The sequence below is a fragment of the Finegoldia magna ATCC 29328 genome (genome assembly GCF_000010185.1).
Taxonomy (GTDB): Bacteria; Bacillota; Clostridia; order Tissierellales; family Peptoniphilaceae; genus Finegoldia; species Finegoldia magna_H.
In genome coordinates, this window is sequence record NC_010376.1 from 1,755,322 (window position 1) to 1,773,638 (window position 18,317).

Consider the following 18,317-nt stretch of genomic DNA (forward strand, 5'->3'; position numbering starts at 1 on the left):
TGATTTATTATTTTAACAAACAAAAACCACCAATAAAATTGGATAAATTCCAAAATTATTGGTGGCAATAATTGTCGTATTTTATTTTACAAACTAAACATATTATCGTAGTTGCTCATTTGAACCATTGCTAATCTGTAGATTGTTTCATTAACTGGTGCTTCAAGTCCAAGTTTTTTCGCTTGTCTTACGATTGCTCCATTCAAGAATTCTGCTTCTGTTTTTCTGTGTTTTTGTGTGTCTTGTGCTGCAGATGGCAATATGTCTCCGTATTCTTCGAACGCATCTGTGACGTATTTTCTGAAAAGTTTGTCGCCATCGAAATTGTAGCCCAATTTGTCAGTTACGGCTATGAATTCGTCTGAGATAGCCTTCAATATTGCTACGGAATTTTCGTCAGTTCTAGTGTATTTTGTGGACAAATGCATTACTGCGCAAGGTAGGTTGTAGATTGCGTTGATGTATAATTTTCTCCACATAATTCTGTCTACATCTGGATTTAATTCTGTTTTGATGTCGTTCATGCTGAATGCTTTTTCGATTTCGTAGAACAATTTATCGTCGTGGTTTTCATTGATAGCGCCAAATATTACGTTGATTTTATCGCTATCATATCCTGCGCTGATAACTCCAGGCGCTTCGATAGATGCAGATATGAACATAATTCCTTGTGCGATGTTTTCTTCTTTGATGTATTTTTTCAAAATGTCGACGTTGCCGATACCATTTTGAAGTGTCATTACGACTGTGTGATCTCCCACGATGTTCATATTTTCCGTCAAAATCTTTTCTGTGTCGTATCCTTTTACAAGGATTACAACAACATCTTGAACTTCCAAATTTTCTGAAGATGTACTTGCAGATGTTACTTTTACTGTGCTTTCGCCGCCAGTTCTGTCGATAATTCTGATTCCATCTTTTCTGATTTTTTCCATGTGAGCTTCATATGGATCTACTAAATTGACTTCGTTACCAGGAGATTCGATTGCTTTTGCAAGCATACAACCCATTGCTCCTGCCCCTAAAATTGTAATTTTCAATTTATCTCTCCCTTTCAAATTAATTCTCTTGGATATATTTTAACACAGCTTGGTTAAGTTTTGGGATCATTTGTTTTTTTCTTGAAAGAAGTCCCTTTGCCAAGAATGAATTGTTGTCGATTTTAGTATCGAACGCTCCTGCTAATTGTTCTTGGAACATTCCAGAAACCAAAACTTCGCTTTCTTCTCTGAAGATGTCTGTAAGAATTAGTACAAATGTAGCTTCTTTCTTGTCGTTTCTAATTTTGTTCATTTCTTCAAGTAAACTGTCTTTGATTTTGCCAAGATTATCCAAATCCATTGAGAAGATTTGTGCTACTCTACAAGTGTATGATTCGATGTTGAATGTCTTAACATCAGTGTTTAACAAATCTGCTGGTGATTTTCCTTCTAATGATGTTCCTGCTTTGAACATTTCCATCGCAAATTCTTCTGGGTTGATGTTGGCGATTTTTGCCATTCTTTCCAAAATCATTCTATCTGTTTCAGTTGCAGTCGGTGATCTGAACAATAATGTGTCGGAAATTATTGCTGAACACAACAATCCCGCAGTTTGTCTTGTAGGAACAATTCCTTTTTCCAAGAACATTTTGGAAAGAATTGTACAAGTTGATCCAACAGGTTCATTTCTGAAATAAACAGGGTTTTGTGTAGCGACGTTTGCAACTCTGTGGTGGTCGATGATTTCTGTGATGTCGCAGCATTCCATATCATCAACTGATTGGTTTCTTTCGTTGTGATCCACCAAGATTAGCTTTTTCTTTTCTTCATTGATAACGTGATATCTGGAAATATTTCCCACAACTTTGTTTTGATTGTCAACTACTGGATATGATCTGTATCTTGTCTTGGACATTGTGTTTTTCACATCTTCAACAGTGTCTGTCAATGAGAAATTAACGACATCGTCTCTTGTCATGACGTAATTTACAGGCACAGATTGTGGAAGAAGACGTGCTGCCATGTATGTTTGAAATTCCGTAGAAATTACTATTATGTCTTTTTGTTTTGCTTTTTCTATCAATTCATCTGATAATTTATTGCCACCAGTAAGTATAATCATGGACACATTCTTATCTATCGCATCTACTTGTGAGTCTTCTCTATTACCCAAAATCACGATGTCATCTTCTTCCAAATACTTCGCCATTTGTTTTGGATCCATCGCTCCTACTACCATTTTCCCAGACAATGCCCTATCTTCTGCTGGAATATTCAAAACATTCGCTCTCAAAACATCGATGATGTTTTCCACGGGAGTTTCTGAGTGGCGAAGGATTTGATCATCCCACACTTCCATGTAACATTTTGTAATATCAGAAATTGATACAACTCCAAGAAGTCTTTCTTCGATGTCGATTACTGGCAAACTAGCGACGTTTTTTTCTTGCATAATATTAGTCGCTTTGTAAAGGCTCGCGTTTTGGGACACGCATGTTGCCACATCGAAGTTCAAATCCTTGACTTGTGGCTTCATCGAATCCATGAACGTAGGCGCATCCACCCCAAAATAATCCAACACGAATTGAGTTTCCCTGTTGACATCGCCAAGTCTTATAGCTTCGACGTTTTCTTCTCCAGTTCTTTTCTTCAACTCTTGATAAGATAACGCCGCGCAGATAGAATCTGTATCAGGGTTCTTGTGCCCAGTTATATATATTTTATCCATATTTTCTCCTTCATAAAAATCAATCAAACATTATTTTTCTGCCGATTGATTATTTAATTTTATTTTCCTAACCTTTATGATTATATACCAATCTTTTGATAATTTAAACACTTATTGTAAAAAATTTTGTATTTGAGATATAATAACTTAAAGGAGTGACTTAAATGGATAAACTTTTAATCGTAGTAGATTTTCAAAATGATTTCGTAGACGGTGCTTTGGGATTTGACGGAGCAGATAAACTCGAAGATAGAATCTGTGAGAGAATCAAAAAAGCAAGAGAAGACAATGAACAAATCATATTCACATTCGATACTCACGAAGAAAATTATTTGAACACACAAGAAGGCAAATTTCTTCCAGTAGAACACTGCATCAAAGGAAGTAACGGACACAAATTGTACGGAAAAGTAGCTGAATTAGTAGAAAAAGAAGACATATTAATCGAAAAACCAACATTTGGAAGCATTGAACTTTGTGATTACTTAAGAGAACACCAATTCTCAGAAATAGAATTGTGTGGACTTGTATCCAACATCTGCACACTTTCCAATGCAATATTGGCGAAAACATTCAACCCAGAAGCAACTGTCATAGTCGACGAGAACTTGACTGATAGCTCCGATGAAAAACTAAACAAAGAAACATTCGACATACTCAAAGGAGTACAAGTCGTAGTAAAGTAAAATAGCAGCCATGGCTGCTATTTTTGTTTTCTATTTTATATTGTCATCTGAATAACCGATTGATATGTTTTCATTGAGGACGTATTCTTTGGCTGCTTTGTAGTCTTTATTTTTGTTGAATTCCAACAGCTTATCTTCGTGTTGTTTGGTTACGTCTTTGCCATCTTGAGTCAACACCAAATGTTTTTCGTCCTTGGCAAACTTTTCTAATGTAGCTTTAATTAAGGTATCGTCTTCTTTTTCGGGATTTTCCTTGACGTATCTTTCAATTATTCTATGAGTGTCAGCTTCGTCAGCCTTTGTCATGTTAGTTAGAAAATACGCATTGCACACAAGTGATATTGCAAAAAGTATTGCCACAATTGTAAATCTCTTATCATTTTTCATGATACTCCTCCTTTTGTGTAAACCTTTCTATTAAACTTAAACACCTATCCCAAAATATTTTTACAATTTATTGTATTCTTTTGTTAAGTTATCTCTCAACATTTCAATATTTTCCAAATATTCATACGTTGAATCGTACACTTGATTAATTTCTTTTCTAATTCTCCAATCTGTAAATGGATTGTCGAACACAATGTCAAGCATGAACTCCTTCATCGAATACAAATCTCCAAAATCTTTCAATTCTAAGTCGATGTCCGACAATTCTTTTTGCAATCTTAGTGACAGATTTTCGATTAAGTGAAGTTTGCTTTGAGCTTTTTCCATTTTGCTTCTCTTGAAAAAACCAATCATACCATCGCCAAATATAAAATCTGCCATAGCCCAGTTTTTCGCCGATTTCAAATCGTTAAGTACATCTTCAAGTTTTATTATTAAATCGTCACACACATCAATTGCTTCTTTTATTTCTTCTTTTTGCATAGTCTACTCTCCTTCTTATACAATATTTACCACAAATATCGTCAATTTATTCACTATTTGACATTTTGTAATAATTGGATGCTACTTGTTGTTTACCTCATGAATAGTCCCGCCTGTTTTTTCCATTTGTTCTATGGATTTTTTTAATCTTTCAATGTTTTCAGCGCTGTAAAATGGATCTTTTTCTGTAGATATTTCAAAAGGAATTTTTCTTTGTCTTACAACTGTTCTTGCGAAGATATTAAAAGCTGTTGACATACTCATTCCAACCTCTGAACAAAATGAATCAAATTGCTTTTTTAGATTTTCATCCATTCTTATATTAATATTTGTTTGTGCCATAATACCAGCTCCTTTCAACATTATTTTATCACAAACAACATACAAATAACATACATTTTAAATATTTTCACTCAAAAAAATCCACCAGATTTTACAATCTAGTGGACTGTTTTATACCATTAATTTTTTATCTCCATTGTACACTTCATCTATTATCGCAGATCCTATGCACACTTCGCCGTCGTAGAACACTGCTGCTTGTCCTGGTGTTACGGCTTTCGTGTCGTCATAAGTGACTTCCACATGCGTATCGTCGATGAATTTGACGTGCGCTTTGATGTCTTTTTGTCTGTATCTGAATTTCGCTGTACAATCGAACTCATTTCTGTCCAAATGATTAAGCGATGTTTCAAATTGACTTGCGTATAATTTATTGGAGTACAATAGTGGGTTGTCTTCTCCTTGGCATACGATTAATTCATTTGTCGCCAAATTTTTCCCGCATACAAACCACGCTGCTCCATCTCCGCCAATTCCAAGTCCTCTTCGTTGACCGATTGTGTGATACATAAGTCCGTTGTGTTTGCCCATTATATTTCCATCGACATCTACTATGTTTCCTTGTTTTGCTGGTAAATAATGTGACAAAAATTCATTAAAATTTCTCTCTCCGATGAAACAAATTCCCGTAGAATCTTTCTTGTCAGCCGTAGCCAAGTTGTATTTCTTCGCTATCTCACGCACTTCTTTTTTTTGAAGTTCTCCAACTGGAAACATTACGTTTTTGATTTGCTCTTGTGTAAGTTGGCTTAGAAAATACGTCTGATCTTTGTTATTATCAAGCCCACGAAGTAGCTTCACTCCGTCATCACCTCGTTCAATTCTTGCATAGTGACCCGTTGCCACATAATCTGCGCCAAGTTTCATCGCAAAATCCAAGAACGCTTTGAATTTGATTTCCTTGTTGCACATTATGTCGGGATTGGGAGTTCTGCCTTTTTTGTATTCGTCCAAGAAATAGGTGAACACTCTGTCGTAGTATTCTTTCTCAAAATTAATCGAATAATAATCTATGCCGATTTCATTCGCAACAGCCACCGCATCCTTGTAATCTTCTTCTGCCGTGCAGACGCCATCATCATCTGTCTCGTCCCAATTTTTCATGAAAATCCCCACGACATCATAGCCTTGTTGTTTCAACAAAAGTGCCGCCACTGACGAATCCACGCCTCCACTTATTCCTACTACTACTTTTATTTTCGAATTATCCATTGTATTTTCCTTTTTCGTACAAATCATTTAACACATTTACTGCTTTCAATATTTCTTCTTCTGTATTTTTAAACCCAAAGCTAAACCTCACTGAATGTTCTGCCCTTTGAGCATCAAACATATTCTCAATCACATGAGAATTCGTGATGCTACCTGCAGAACAAGCAGAGCCTGCTGACACGCAAATTCCATGCATATCCAAATAAGTCAACAAGAAATCATTCTTCTCAAACGGAATATACAAGTTCAAAATATGAGATGAAGAATTGTCCACATTACCATTAATTTCGTAATCAAAATGTATATTATCCAAGAAAGTCTTCTTCAAATTTGCAATATACTCACGTTCTTCGACAGATTTTTGCAAAGATTTTTCCAAAGTAAATGCCCCCATCACAAAAGAAGTGCCACCTCTCCTGTAATTTTCTTGCTCACCTGCATAAATCAGATTATCCAAATCCTTCCTTATATACAACACCCCAAATCCGTTGAGTCCTCCTAGTTTGTGTCCCGAAAACGACAACGAATCGCAGTGCAAATCCTCAACATCGACATCCTCATGACCCACCGATTGAGTCGCATCGATATGATACCAAATCTCCGTATCCTTCAAATATTCTCCAAGTTTTTTAACAGGTTGAATAACTCCCGTTTCATTGTTTACATGTTGAAGAATAATTAGCTTTGTATTAGGTGTGATATTTCGAATAATTTCATCGCAATCAACCACACCGTTTTGTTGTGCATCTATCAAAATTACATTAGATTTGTTGTGATCTAGTGGATTCAAAATAGATGGATGTTCAATCTTGGAAGTTATAATATCGTAATTCTCATCAGAAAAATTATTGATAATATAATTGTTGGATTCACTCGCACCGCTTGTGAATACAATCCTATCATCAGAAGTATTCAAAAACTTCGCAATCTCATGACGGGAATTCTCCAAAGTCTTCTTCGATAACCTTCCCATTTTGTGAATACTATCAGCATTCGCATCAAAATCCATCATATTATTCATAATATATTCAATAAGCTCCACCCTTTTCAAAGATGTCGCCGCATAATCCAAATAAATCATAATCTAACCTCTCTTACATGCTATTATACTATAGTTTTTCAACAAAAAAATCAACACTAATTTCCCACAATAAAAAACCTCAATGCGAATTTACACATCAAGGTTTGTCGATAATTTCAAATCTATTCTTTTAAATCTTCGTAATTCAAATGTCTGAGTTCTCTCTTCTTCTTGAAATCCCTCAAGAAAACAAACATCAAAACCATACACACAAGCATTACTATCCCAAAAATCGAAGCAAAACTTTGCACCACAGCCTCATTCGAAGAAATAACCATGCTGAAAGTGTTGTTAATCATGTGAAGAAGAATGGATGCGTAAATGCTTTCTGTGTAATAATACACGGCACAAATCACAATCCCTCCGATTAATGCATACGCTCCTTGGAACAAATTAAAATGGAACACTCCGAACACAATCCCATTCAGAATAATCGCCCATTTATAAGGAAGAAGTCGTTCGTTTTCTGTGAATAAAGTCCCGCGCAACATCAACTCTTCTGAAATCGGAGCGAAAATCGTAATAGCAAGAACCGACAACATCATATTACCCTTCATCAATTCTTCAGATGCCTTGTTGTAAACTTCAAGGCTTGCCACAATTTGTGGGAAGAATTTGCCCAAATACATCATCAAAGCAACAGTAATATTGATAAGACCAATAAGACCAATTCCCACCACGAAAAGCTTCACGATTTCAGAAAAAGTAATCTTTCTTTTCTTTAAGTAATCCCTATTGTATTTCGTTTGAAAAATCTTCGTTCTAAATTTAATGATTAAAAGGAAAATAATAATCCTCAGGATTTGTCCACATAAAAGAAAAACCGCCCCATTTTTCACATAAAAATCTTGGAAATTACCATCAAATCCTATAAGCTTGGCAACAACTCCTCCAATCACTCCAACAACAAGCTCTGGAATCACGAACAAAAGTAAAAGGATAACTCCTTGTAAAATCGCAATCAAAAGATTAGAAAATTTTAGTTTTTTTGTATTCTCCATAAAAACCTCCAGTTAATTATATATACCCAAATTTTCTTGCAATAAAAAAATCAAGCACTAGGCTTGATTTAATCGTTAAAATTATTCCCCAACTTTGTGAAACTTTCCATCTTCCAGTTCATATTCCATAAAATCTTTGTTTTTCAAATTATCAGTCAAATACTTGTCGTGACTCACAACTACAATAGTTTTTGATTTTCTTTTCAAAACTTCGATATATTCTATCAGCTTGTCCTTCATTCTCAGATTAAGTGTGTTTGAAGGCTCATCCATCAGAATAACAGACGGCTCATTCACCAAAGCTCTTGCAATGGTCACTTTTTGTCTTTCTCCTCCTGATAGATACTTTACTTTTTTGTTCAAAATCTCCGTTATTTCAAATTCTTCGCTAATCTCTTGAATTCTTTTTTTCCTGTCAGCTCTCTTGTATTTCGATGAATAAATCAATGGTATGAGAATATTATCGTAGGTAGTCTCTGATTCTATCAAATTGTATTCCTGAAAAATAAACCCAAACACTTCATTTCTGTATTTAGACATATCTTTTTCGGTAAAATCCCCAACTGATTTGGAATCCAAAATATAATCTCCTGAATATTTCCTATCCAACAAACCCACAATCTTCAAAAAAGTAGTCTTACCTGCTCCGTTTTCTCCTGAAATAATGATATTGTCCCCATCATTTATATTCATTTCAGCATTATCCAATACAAGAAGTTCTTCACCATTTGTGCTGAATTTTTTGGTCAAATTTTTTATTTCTATCATAATCAATCACCTATCAAATCAATCAGATCGCTTTTTTTCAAAATCAAATACATAACTATTTCTAATATCAATATACATAAAATCATGTAAATAAACGCCACTACCGAAAAAGTATTAATTGCAAATCCGTTTAATACGAAAAGCAAACAGAATGCTGCAACATTTACTAAAACTACGAAAACGGAGTTTCGTGCCATAATATCCTTGGTTCTAGCTCCTGATAAAATGTGGATTTTATATTCTTTTTGTAGGCTTTTTAACATATATTTGAAGAAAATCACAAAACCCAATATTGTTATCACAGTCATAATCAGACAATACGGAACAATGTATTTGAGGATGTATGTATTTTCATCGTCGTCGTATTTTTTATTTGTATTATTAATGACCATTAGCTTATTCCCATCGAAAATCTTCTCAAATTCCCTATCAACACCTTTATTTATCTCATCTTCTGAAAACTTTGCATTCTCAATTAAATCAAGTATATCTGAATCACCAAACTTGTAGCCACTAACATTTTTATATTTATCAGATTTTATCTCCAATAATACTCTTTTGTCATAATCAATATAGCTTTTGATTTCTTGATTCATCATATCATAGTCCATCGCATCATGAGTAACCACTTCAAATTCCGCCTCATTCTTCAAGTCAGTCACATTTTTACTATCAACTAACCAAAAAACTCTGCTATTAGTGTTTTTGTTGAATTTTCCATACAACACAATTATATCTGTATCGCAATTTCTACAAAGTGATGAATTCGTGGTATAAGTGTGCCCGTTTTTCGAAAATATATTGTCCAGTTTTTTTCCATAAGTATTCGAATAATCGTATCCCTTATCATCAGTTGTCTGTAACACAACAGTGCTATATGAAGGCTGTTCACTTAATTGAAATTTTACGAACGTATTTCTCAAATAAGCATCTGTTGCAGATTCCACAATTGTTCCCAATGAGAAAATTAAAAGAATCATCAAACAAGACACAACTTTATTTCTGAAAACATCCATTAGTCCTAGTTTAATATTATCTCTTATCATACAAGACCTCTTTTTCAAACTCATTGTAGCTGAGTTTAGCTCTTAAAGCACTCAACATCACAGTCAATATTATTAGAATAATCTGCAATTGCAATATAAGAAAAATCGTGATTTTGTTTTCATTAATAATTGCAAGATATCCATACGTCAATGCTGTTGATATTGCACATGTTATAAAACTATACCCCAAGGCTTTTTCAATAAACATCTTCATGATGTCTTTCAGTTTTGCACCAAAATTTGCACTTACAATTACGAATTTCTTGTATTTGTTCAAAAACATCCACAATGAAATTGCATACATTGCCAATGCCATGACCGTACTATTAGTAATAAACTGAGCATACACCTTGTATTCTGGATATGATTTTATTAAATCCCTCAAAGTAAGCTTGTCGTACATTTTGATTTCTTTTCTTCTATATCCTATTTTTTCAAGAGATTCTGCAATAGATTTCAATGACTTGTCATCACTAGAATCTATGTAAAGTGTTGAAATATTTTCTGGTTTAATTGTGAATAGATTTCTCACTACATCGACTTTTCCATCATTAGCAATGTAAGATTGAACATCAAACATATTAATTATCTCAGTATGATAATTATCTTCTACTTCTTTTTTATCGTATTCTGATATTTTCCCTTCTACAAAATCAATCACTGGATATATCAAAATAGACACATTATTCTTGTTTTGGTAATCTTCTTTTGAAAAATATCTGAATAAAGCTGGATTAATTATTTTTGTAGAACCCATATAGTATTTCATCACTGGATCATATATTGCAACATCTTTGGAGTTTTTTATTTCAGCTACAACTGATATGTTTTCATTCATATTAAGAAAGTCAAGGCTATGATTATTATTGTTTGATTCAAAAGCTATAAGTTTGTCACTCATAAAATAAGGAGAAGGTTTTCTGTTGTTTCCATATAAATAATTAAATCCAAATATTAGTATCGAACTAGTCAGAAATATCAATAGGATTATTATTTTATTGTCTTTAAGTCTCATATCTCCCTCCTTTGATTTTGAACACCGTTTTCTTAACCCGATTATATATCTTATTATTGTATTTGTAAATCATTTGATATATTATTTTAAAATTTTGGGTAATAATCTATTAACAGCAAAATAAATTGAGGAGATTATTATGAAACGAAAATACGAATACAAATACGTTGAAGTGAGAACTTGTGGATTAGCATCAGATGATTATAAAAAAATCATAGATGATTATGCGAAGGAAGGTTTTAGGTTTGTGACTACTATCAATAAAACTAAAATCGGTATTGGATACAATCCTAAAATTGATTTGGTGTTTGAAAGAGAATGTGAGCAATAAAAAAATCAAGCACTAGGCTTGATTGATTTAAGCTTTTGATATGGCTTGATTTGCCATTTTGATTTCTGGATTTGATAGTTCTACTTCGAATTGTCCTATCAAAAATGATGATATTACAGTTGTCAAAAGTGAGAACATAATTCTGTCAACTGGAATGTATAAAAGTGACAGTGCCAACACTGTTATATCCGAGAACAAATACGCTAATGATATTTTGAGTCCCGATTTTGTGGATATCGTCATTGCCAATGCGTCGTCTCCACCTGCTGCTCCACCTTCACTTACTACAAGTCCGCATCCCAATCCGATACAGATTCCTCCGACAATACTTGCTAACAATGGCATATCGTACATACTTGGTAACACTGGCCCTATAATATTGAAAAATTTCGCAAATACGGCAAATGACATTGTGGCTACGAAAGCTTTCTTCACAAAATCAAATCCCATTATTGAAAATCCAAGAACGTAGCAGCTTACATCTAATATTACTGATGTTATTGATTGATCAAATCCGAAGACTTTGTTCAAGAACAACATCATTCCAAGCACTCCGCCCTCTGTTACTCCTGATTGTTTATGTACGTTCACTACTGCGAACGCCATTATTGCGCATCCTAAAATTATTTTTATTAATCCTTTTTTAGTTAATCCGAAAAATTTTAGCATTCTACTAAGCATTTTATCTTCCCCCGTTTAGAAATTAGGAAGTTAAAATTGACCACGAAAAAAAGACTGCGGTTCAAGTTTAACTTGCCTTTGCAATCTCTGGTTTTGATGCTTTTTTGTTTGCTGATTTTTTCTTGTAAAAACTCTGAACCTTATTGTTCTTTTTAGCCTATAAGAGTATCACATCAGATCCTTTCCAGGCTCTTTATCGAGCAATAGTCATCAGATAAAAACTACCAAATAATTATATTTGGTACCCATAGATAATTATTTACAGAGAAATTATATACTATTTTTCGCTAATTGTCAACTTTTTTAGTTAAATGTTGGAAAATTGTGTGAAAAATTTTGGTATGATTTGTGTATATTGTTTACACTTTCGCTTTAATATTGTATAATTAAAGCGAAAGTGACGGTGAGATATATGAATGCATTGAAAAATCATTTAGAAAATAATTCAATAATTACAAATGAAGATGCGATGAAACTTGGCTATCACAGACAATTTTTGTCAGATTTATCAAATGTTGGCAAATTGGAAAGGCTACGACCTGGAGTATACCAAGTAAAAGGCGAATTAACAGATGATTTTGTTTTAATTTCTTCAAAAAGCAAGAGAATTGTTTTTTCACATCAAACAGCATTATATCTTCATGATTTATCTGACAGAACTCCAAATATTTTTCATATATCTGTACCTCAAGGTTATAATGCCAGTCACATTAAAAAAAGATATAAGAATTTGAAATTACATTATGTTCAAAAAGATTTTTTTGATGTGGGTTTATCAGAAATCGAAACTCCTTTAGGTAATAATGTTTACGTGTACGATGTGGAAAGGACGATTTGTGATGTTGTATTAAATAGGAAAAAAATTGATACTCAAATTTTCACGGATGCAATTACAAGATATTTCAAATCAAACAACAAAAATCTGAGAAAACTTATTAAATACAGCAGGATTTTCAACATCGAAGAAGACATAAGAAAATATATAGAGGTATTGTCGTGATTAATATTGAAAGTATCAAGGCAAAGATAAGAAATTTAGCAAAAAATAACAACTTAAGACAAACTAGTAATATTTAAAACAAAAAGTCCTCAAAGGTTAAAAGAGCCTTTGAGGACTTTGAATTTTACTAGTATTGTCTAATTTTAATAAGTTTCTTTGAAGATTTCGAAGAATCCTTGTGGGTGATCACATGCTGGACATTTCTTAGGTGCTGTTTTACCTTCGTGAATGTAGCCACAGTTGTTGCATTTCCATAAGTATACTTCTTCTCTTTCGAATACTTTTTCTTTTTCGATGTTTTCTAATAATTTTCTGTATCTTTTTTCGTGAGCTTCTTCAACTTCTCCGATTTCAGTGAATACGCGTGCGATTTCCTTGAATCCTTCTTCTTTCGCAATTTTTGAGAATTCTGGATACATTTCAGAGTTTTCGAAATGTTCTCCTTCTGCTGCAGATTTAAGGTTACTCTTAGTGTCTCCTAAATGAACTGGGAATCCTGCTTCGATTTCTATTTCAGAGTCTTGTAAATCTTCACTCAAAAAATTCATGAATCTTTTTGCGTGAGCCATTTCATTTCTTGCTGTTTCTTCAAATATCATAGAAATTTGAACGTATCCTTCTTTTTTTGCTGTTTTAGCAAAATATGTATAACGCATATTTGCTTGACTTTCCCCTGCAAATGCTGCCATTAAATTAGTAGCTGTTTTTGTACCTTTTAAGCTTGCCATAATATTTCCCCCTTGTAAATTTGAATGAATTTAACAATTCATTTCTAATATAACTATACCACAAACCAAGAATTTTATCACATTATATATCTGATTTTTGGACATTCAAATCGTTAATAATTCCTTTTGTTCCGACTTTTATCACTGTTGGAGTGCCTTCTTCGATTATTTCTTCCTTTTTAATAGTAGGCTGTCCGTTGATATCTTCGTAGTACAATTTTTTAATTGTAGGTGTTCCTTTTTTTATTACAATTTCTTCTCCTTGGCGCAAATTATTGTCATAAATTTTTTCAATCTTAGGATTTTCTTCTACAATTGCCACGTCTTCTCCGTATTTTTTCACGCTCATCACCTCATTTATTATTATATCGTAGATTTCATTTATTTACTCAGCTTATAAATAGTATGTTATTTATTAGATATTGCAATAAATGAACGCTGAAAACTATGATAAAATATAGCTATAATATCAATAGGAACAAAACAAATGAATAATTAGAGAAAAGAGATGACTTTATTGAAAAAATTTAAGATTTTGGCATTATTATTAATGGCAAGTTTAGTTTTTGCAGGATGTTCTAAGGAAGATAACAAACAAGCTTCTTCTACTGAACAAAAAACTGAAGAAAAGAAAGAAGAAAAAACTGAACAAAAAACTGAAGAAAAGAAGGAAGAAGCACAAGAACCAACAGCTGATAATCCTATGATTGTTGACGAAGCTAAAAAGCAAATCAAAGTTTATGCTGAAGTTAATGATAAGTTCAAAAAAGAAAGCACAATGCACGCTATCGTAGCAAAATCTGGTAAGAACAACGAACAATCTATGTTTGTATCATATGCAAACCAAAATGATTTGTATGATGCATTGGAAAAAATCGGTGCAAAACCAGGTAACAACGTTACTATGGAGAACATGGGAAAAGAAGCTGTTAAGGGTGATAAGATTGATCTTACATTCAAATTCCAAGGTTCTGACAATGAATTAGGAATTAACGATGTTATCAAAGATTCTTCAGGAAAAGAAATAGACATCAGATTTGGTGGTAACCAAAAACCAGCAAAAGATATGAACACAGGTTGTATGACATGTTTGCAAAGTTGTCCTTTGGGAATAACTTCAAACGCATCACAATTAATTGGCGCTGACGAAAAAGACGGAGTTAAATACACTTTGGCTGATTCTGTTCCAGCCGATAAAACACCTGTTGTTATCACATACAAACTAGCTAACTAACCATTTCATTTAAAATTCTCTATTTAAAAAGGTAGGCTTTTTACGGCTTACCTTTTTAATTTTTGTGTAGAATTTGTATTCAAAAAAACGCCCACATTTGTGAGCGTTGGTTTTATAAGAAAACAATATTTGTCGCTTCTATCCAATCGACTGCTATGTTGTAGATGAAAAGTCTTACAAATCTCAATCCAATGTAAAGTGACATGAATGTGATGATGATGTATGGTAGTTTTTCAAATTTGAAGTTTTTGATGTTGAGTCCTATGAAAAACATCAGTATCACAAATGATTCAACGATTACAATGTAGACTCCAAATGGATAAATCGCCATCGAGATTGCAGCTTGTAGCATTACCAATAGCAATACGTTGTATTTTTCGTCTTGTCTCCAATCATCTTTGTCGAAAAATATGTTGGCTATTCGATAAGTTATTTTGAATTTTAAAATCGCAAATAGAAATATGAACACACTTCTTATCGCAAAATAAATGTAGCCTACAAGATAGTTTCTTCTGATAAATGAGCTAATGTCAAAGCTTGAATAGTAGTCCAAGATTACTGTGACTACAAATGCCAAAAGCCCCATTTTAAATACGCCGTTTTTAGTGTTTTTGAACTTATTTATAGGTAGCTCCAACGTCTCTCCCATAAACTCAAAAATCTCGTATACGATATCGAAAAACTCAGATTGTTTGCCTTCCATATCGTCAACTTTTTTAAATTTATTCATAAGCAAACCCTCCCTTTTCGCTTATCATATATATATTATACATCATATCGAAGAAGAGTTTCAATCATTCTATCGATTATTCATAATAACTACCTGCAAACTCGTATTTTTTACTCTTGTATACTTTTTTGTCTTCTGTAAAATTGATGTCTACTTTTTTTGTTGACAGATATTCTCCTTTTACTTTGTAATCATAAGCTTGTGAGTTTTTCAGTATTAATATTCCATTTACCGTAATTTCAGGATTTTTTCTAGCTTTTTTATTTGCCACATAATACACGTTGTTCTTATCTATGAACACTCCATCTATCGTGACGTCGTTAAATATGGTGATATCATCAGCATCAACCACAATATTTGTCATTGTTGTGGAAAATTCTACTAATTTAGTCAGAAATTCTTCATCCATTTCAATTTTTGCATCTTCATCTCTTTTTTCAAAAATATTTTCGTCATCATTTTCCGCAATCTCACCGATATTTCCCTTTGATTTTTCTTGTGCGTATTCTTCGTATTTTTGATCGACGATATTCTTGTCAACAAAATACGTTTCGTTGTTCAGTGAAAATACAAAACAATGTTTTATTCCCAAACTTTGCTTTCCTTCAGTGATTTCTGGCAATATTTCGTCGATTTTTTCTTCTGGAACAATTCTTTTTTCAAATGGATTTTTCCTTTTATACACCATTTTCGTTATCACATAAGATCCATTATTGTCCGGATAGTAGCTCATAAACGAAAAAACTTTCCTGTCTCCGCCTTTTTCCTCATAAAAATTGACGTCAGTTCCTGTTTGCTCTGGAATTTCTTCTATCTGAATATTAAATGTATTTTTTGTGAAATTTCCGTTCAGCTTTTCATCAAAAAGTTTTCTTTTATTGATGATTTGTACTGTTGAATATGCGTTCGCCTTGGCTTTTATGTAGTTGTACTTGTAGGTGTTGATTGTCCTGATGTTTTTCACTTGAACTAACAAAAACACAATGACAATCATCAACACGAATATCATGTAGAGTGCGTAAATTGTGATGTAGGCTTTCGATTTTCGTTTCATTTTTCCTTATCTCCAATGTAGACTACGAATTTCTTCCCGTTTTCTTTTAAATAAATGTAGTTGTCATCGTGAGCGAATGAAAAATCCTCGGCGTTTTCCTTGAGTTTATTCCTGTAAATTCTGCCATTGGGGCCGTGTTCTTTTAATTCATCAAAGCTTAGATAATCTGAAAATGCAAATCTGATGATTTTGTCATTTTCTTTGGTAAAATACACGTAATTTTGTTCTTTATCGACATATTTTACTAGGACAAATCCCATTGATTGATTGAAGTGCGTCCAATTTGGCCTTTCTGTGATAACACGGCTCGACCTTTCGATTTCTTTTTTTATGTAATATGCGCAGTGGTCGACATCGTCAACGTCGTTTTTCATATTTGCGCTGGAGTTCATAATTTTAAAATTTGTATTAAAAGACAGGAAAATCACGCCCAATACGACTGAAAATATGAACAAACTCACCATAACTTCAAGCAAAGTAAATCCACTACTTTTTTTTGTAAAATGATACATCTTTCGCAATATCTCCATTAACTATTTTTACATTTACCCTGACTAAATCTCCCACATCATCTTTCGTGACAAAAACCTTAGAATTTTCGTTCACAATTGAAGAATCGACATCATCGTGCCCCTTCAAATATTCCACGCAATTGTCCAAATCTAATAGCACGATGTTTTCGGTGTAGGATTTGTCTTGCATTAAAATCACATTTTTGAGTTGTGGATAATACACTACAACACATAAACTCACCAAAAACAGCGCAAATAAAACTTCAAGCAGCGTGAATCCCTTATTTTTTAATCTCATCTACATTCACTCTCCCAGTCGCTATGTAACAATTTATCCTGTATTTTTTGTTTGTTGTTATGTAATAAATCGTTTGGAAACGTGATGAACCTGCCGATTTGGAAATTCTCGCATCGAAATTATCGAAACTAAGAGCATTCTCCTTTCTGTCATTAATTGTCTGAATTTCTCCGTATTTCAAATCTCTTGTCACTGTAAAATATGTTGTTGTAGTATCAGTTGTTGTAGTATCATAAAAAGAATAAGATTTTTTGTCGAATTTAAAATTGATGCTTCTTCCCGAATTCATCGCCACACTTCTCGCTGTTTTCAAATCACTTATAAATGTGTTGATTTCTTTTCTGGATGCCACATTTGTTTTGAAGTCGTATTTTAAAACGCAAGTCATGACCACAACGGAAATTATGAACAGACTAACCATGACCTCTATTAAGCTGAATGCTTTTTTTCTCGTTTTTAATTTAGAAAACATTTCCCATCACCACATACAACAAAAAAGATGACCAAATCACAGGAACAAATGCAATCTCCTCGCCCTCTTCTTTTCTTATAATATATATCAACGCTCTGATTCCACTTATAATTCCAAGATAAAACACGAAATTCACCAAATCTGTGAGACTTTTACTCATACCAATCCCCAAAATAATCAGACAATCCACCATTCCCATAAATCTTTCTTTGGTGAAAAAATTGACAATTACGGGAATTAATAAAATCAGAAAACTTTTCACGAAAAAACTCGAAAACACAGAAACAATAACGCTACAAATCATGAAAAACAAAATATTTATCCAGTAAACTTCGTTGGTTACGAAATCGTCAACCATAATGTCAACAAAGCCAAGCAACAGAGCAAAGTCGCAAATTGATGTAGTATTCGTAATACGAAATATCGCACACAAAAACACCGAAATTAACACAAAAACACCAATGTTTTTAATGGATAATCTCTTCAAATACAAATCCATCAAACACTTAGCTATCAACATCACAAATATTATGGCTTCCATATTTTC

24 protein-coding genes are annotated in these 18,317 nt (G+C 33.1%); 4 read left to right on the forward strand and 20 right to left on the reverse strand.

Features of this window, described 5'->3' with window-relative positions; genetic code table 11:
- Positions 1–86 precede the first annotated feature (86 nt).
- Together FMG_RS08275 and FMG_RS08280 are read right to left on the reverse strand one after the other, a co-directional pair.
- Positions 87–1,040 (reverse strand): ketopantoate reductase family protein, encoded by a 954-nt coding sequence (locus FMG_RS08275; RefSeq protein ID WP_012291205.1) that lies wholly within the window; start codon positions 1,038–1,040, stop codon positions 87–89.
- Positions 1,041–1,059: 19 nt separating this feature from the next.
- Positions 1,060–2,709 (reverse strand): putative manganese-dependent inorganic diphosphatase, encoded by a 1,650-nt coding sequence (locus FMG_RS08280; RefSeq protein WP_002838702.1) that lies wholly within the window; start codon positions 2,707–2,709, stop codon positions 1,060–1,062.
- A 164-nt stretch (positions 2,710–2,873) separates the two neighbouring features.
- Here FMG_RS08280 and FMG_RS08285 point away from each other — a divergent pair, with 164 nt between their 5' ends.
- The gene (locus FMG_RS08285) at positions 2,874–3,395 is read left to right on the forward strand and encodes a cysteine hydrolase family protein (RefSeq protein ID WP_012291206.1); all 522 of its coding nucleotides are present in this window, start codon (positions 2,874–2,876) and stop codon (positions 3,393–3,395) included.
- Between the two features lie 30 nt (positions 3,396–3,425).
- Here FMG_RS08285 and FMG_RS08290 read toward each other — a convergent pair whose 3' ends face one another.
- From FMG_RS08290 to FMG_RS08330, 9 genes are all read right to left on the reverse strand, one after another.
- A complete protein-coding gene (locus FMG_RS08290; RefSeq protein WP_012291207.1) occupies positions 3,426–3,782 on the reverse strand; it encodes a hypothetical protein in 357 nt (118 codons plus the stop codon).
- Between the two features lie 60 nt (positions 3,783–3,842).
- Positions 3,843–4,265 (reverse strand): hypothetical protein, encoded by a 423-nt coding sequence (locus FMG_RS08295; protein ID WP_012291208.1) that lies wholly within the window; start codon positions 4,263–4,265, stop codon positions 3,843–3,845.
- A gap of 81 nt (positions 4,266–4,346) precedes the next feature.
- Positions 4,347–4,607 carry a type II toxin-antitoxin system RelB/DinJ family antitoxin gene (locus FMG_RS08300; RefSeq protein ID WP_012291209.1) on the reverse strand — a complete coding sequence of 87 codons (261 nt, stop codon included), beginning with the start codon at positions 4,605–4,607 and terminating at the stop codon, positions 4,347–4,349.
- Between the two features lie 111 nt (positions 4,608–4,718).
- Entirely contained in the window at positions 4,719–5,819 is a 1,101-nt protein-coding gene (gene mnmA, locus FMG_RS08305) for a tRNA 2-thiouridine(34) synthase MnmA (protein ID WP_012291210.1), read from the reverse strand.
- Positions 5,812–6,900, reverse strand: a complete 1,089-nt coding sequence (locus tag FMG_RS08310) for a cysteine desulfurase family protein (protein ID WP_012291211.1) — start codon at positions 6,898–6,900, stop codon at positions 5,812–5,814. Before FMG_RS08310 ends, mnmA begins: the two co-directional genes overlap by 8 nt.
- Positions 6,901–7,022: 122 nt before the next feature.
- Positions 7,023–7,901 (reverse strand): CPBP family intramembrane glutamic endopeptidase, encoded by an 879-nt coding sequence (locus tag FMG_RS08315; protein ID WP_012291212.1) that lies wholly within the window; start codon positions 7,899–7,901, stop codon positions 7,023–7,025.
- 81 nt (positions 7,902–7,982) lie between these two features.
- Positions 7,983–8,669, reverse strand: coding sequence for an ABC transporter ATP-binding protein (locus FMG_RS08320; RefSeq protein ID WP_012291213.1), 687 nt, complete (start codon positions 8,667–8,669; stop codon positions 7,983–7,985).
- Positions 8,670–8,671: 2 nt separating this feature from the next.
- A complete protein-coding gene (locus FMG_RS08325) occupies positions 8,672–9,715 on the reverse strand; it encodes a hypothetical protein (protein ID WP_041250632.1) in 1,044 nt (347 codons plus the stop codon).
- Entirely contained in the window at positions 9,702–10,730 is a 1,029-nt protein-coding gene (locus FMG_RS08330) for an FtsX-like permease family protein (protein WP_012291215.1), read from the reverse strand. Before FMG_RS08330 ends, FMG_RS08325 begins: the two co-directional genes overlap by 14 nt.
- Positions 10,731–10,869: 139 nt before the next feature.
- On the opposite strand from FMG_RS08330, the gene FMG_RS08335 reads away from it, so the two are divergent.
- Positions 10,870–11,061 (forward strand): DUF4177 domain-containing protein, encoded by a 192-nt coding sequence (locus tag FMG_RS08335; RefSeq protein ID WP_012291216.1) that lies wholly within the window; start codon positions 10,870–10,872, stop codon positions 11,059–11,061.
- Positions 11,062–11,088: 27 nt separating this feature from the next.
- On the opposite strand, the gene FMG_RS08340 is transcribed toward FMG_RS08335, so the two are convergent.
- A complete protein-coding gene (locus tag FMG_RS08340; RefSeq protein WP_012291217.1) occupies positions 11,089–11,742 on the reverse strand; it encodes a YitT family protein in 654 nt (217 codons plus the stop codon).
- Positions 11,743–12,154: 412 nt separating this feature from the next.
- On the opposite strand from FMG_RS08340, the gene FMG_RS08345 reads away from it, so the two are divergent.
- Positions 12,155–12,742 (forward strand): type IV toxin-antitoxin system AbiEi family antitoxin domain-containing protein, encoded by a 588-nt coding sequence (locus FMG_RS08345; protein WP_012291218.1) that lies wholly within the window; start codon positions 12,155–12,157, stop codon positions 12,740–12,742.
- A 143-nt stretch (positions 12,743–12,885) separates the two neighbouring features.
- Here the strand turns inward: FMG_RS08345 and rbr are convergent, their stop codons facing one another.
- Both rbr and FMG_RS08355 read right to left on the reverse strand, forming a co-directional pair.
- Complete coding sequence (rbr, locus tag FMG_RS08350; protein ID WP_012291219.1) at positions 12,886–13,470, reverse strand: rubrerythrin; 585 nt, start codon at positions 13,468–13,470, stop codon at positions 12,886–12,888.
- Between the two features lie 82 nt (positions 13,471–13,552).
- On the reverse strand, positions 13,553–13,813 hold the full coding sequence (locus tag FMG_RS08355) for a G5 domain-containing protein (protein WP_148161024.1): 261 nt from the start codon (positions 13,811–13,813) through the stop codon (positions 13,553–13,555).
- Between the two features lie 165 nt (positions 13,814–13,978).
- Between FMG_RS08355 and FMG_RS08360 the strand changes: the two genes are divergently transcribed.
- A complete protein-coding gene (locus FMG_RS08360) occupies positions 13,979–14,704 on the forward strand; it encodes a YdjY domain-containing protein (RefSeq protein WP_012291221.1) in 726 nt (241 codons plus the stop codon).
- 112 nt (positions 14,705–14,816) lie between these two features.
- On the opposite strand, the gene FMG_RS08365 is transcribed toward FMG_RS08360, so the two are convergent.
- The 6 genes from FMG_RS08365 to FMG_RS08390 all read right to left on the reverse strand — a co-directional run bounded on the left by FMG_RS08365 (position 14,817) and on the right by FMG_RS08390 (position 18,311).
- A complete protein-coding gene (locus FMG_RS08365) occupies positions 14,817–15,434 on the reverse strand; it encodes a hypothetical protein (RefSeq protein ID WP_002840142.1) in 618 nt (205 codons plus the stop codon).
- 76 nt (positions 15,435–15,510) lie between these two features.
- Positions 15,511–16,488, reverse strand: a complete 978-nt coding sequence (locus FMG_RS08370) for a hypothetical protein (protein WP_012291223.1) — start codon at positions 16,486–16,488, stop codon at positions 15,511–15,513.
- Positions 16,485–17,000, reverse strand: a complete 516-nt coding sequence (locus FMG_RS08375; RefSeq protein WP_041250634.1) for a prepilin-type N-terminal cleavage/methylation domain-containing protein — start codon at positions 16,998–17,000, stop codon at positions 16,485–16,487. The genes FMG_RS08370 and FMG_RS08375 overlap by 4 nt, the downstream gene beginning before the upstream one ends.
- Positions 16,975–17,298, reverse strand: a complete 324-nt coding sequence (locus tag FMG_RS08380) for a prepilin-type N-terminal cleavage/methylation domain-containing protein (protein WP_012291225.1) — start codon at positions 17,296–17,298, stop codon at positions 16,975–16,977. Before FMG_RS08380 ends, FMG_RS08375 begins: the two co-directional genes overlap by 26 nt.
- Positions 17,282–17,770, reverse strand: coding sequence for a prepilin-type N-terminal cleavage/methylation domain-containing protein (locus FMG_RS08385; RefSeq protein WP_012291226.1), 489 nt, complete (start codon positions 17,768–17,770; stop codon positions 17,282–17,284). Before FMG_RS08385 ends, FMG_RS08380 begins: the two co-directional genes overlap by 17 nt.
- The gene (locus FMG_RS08390) at positions 17,760–18,311 is read right to left on the reverse strand and encodes a hypothetical protein (protein WP_041250635.1); all 552 of its coding nucleotides are present in this window, start codon (positions 18,309–18,311) and stop codon (positions 17,760–17,762) included. Before FMG_RS08390 ends, FMG_RS08385 begins: the two co-directional genes overlap by 11 nt.
- Positions 18,312–18,317: the final 6 nt, after the last annotated feature.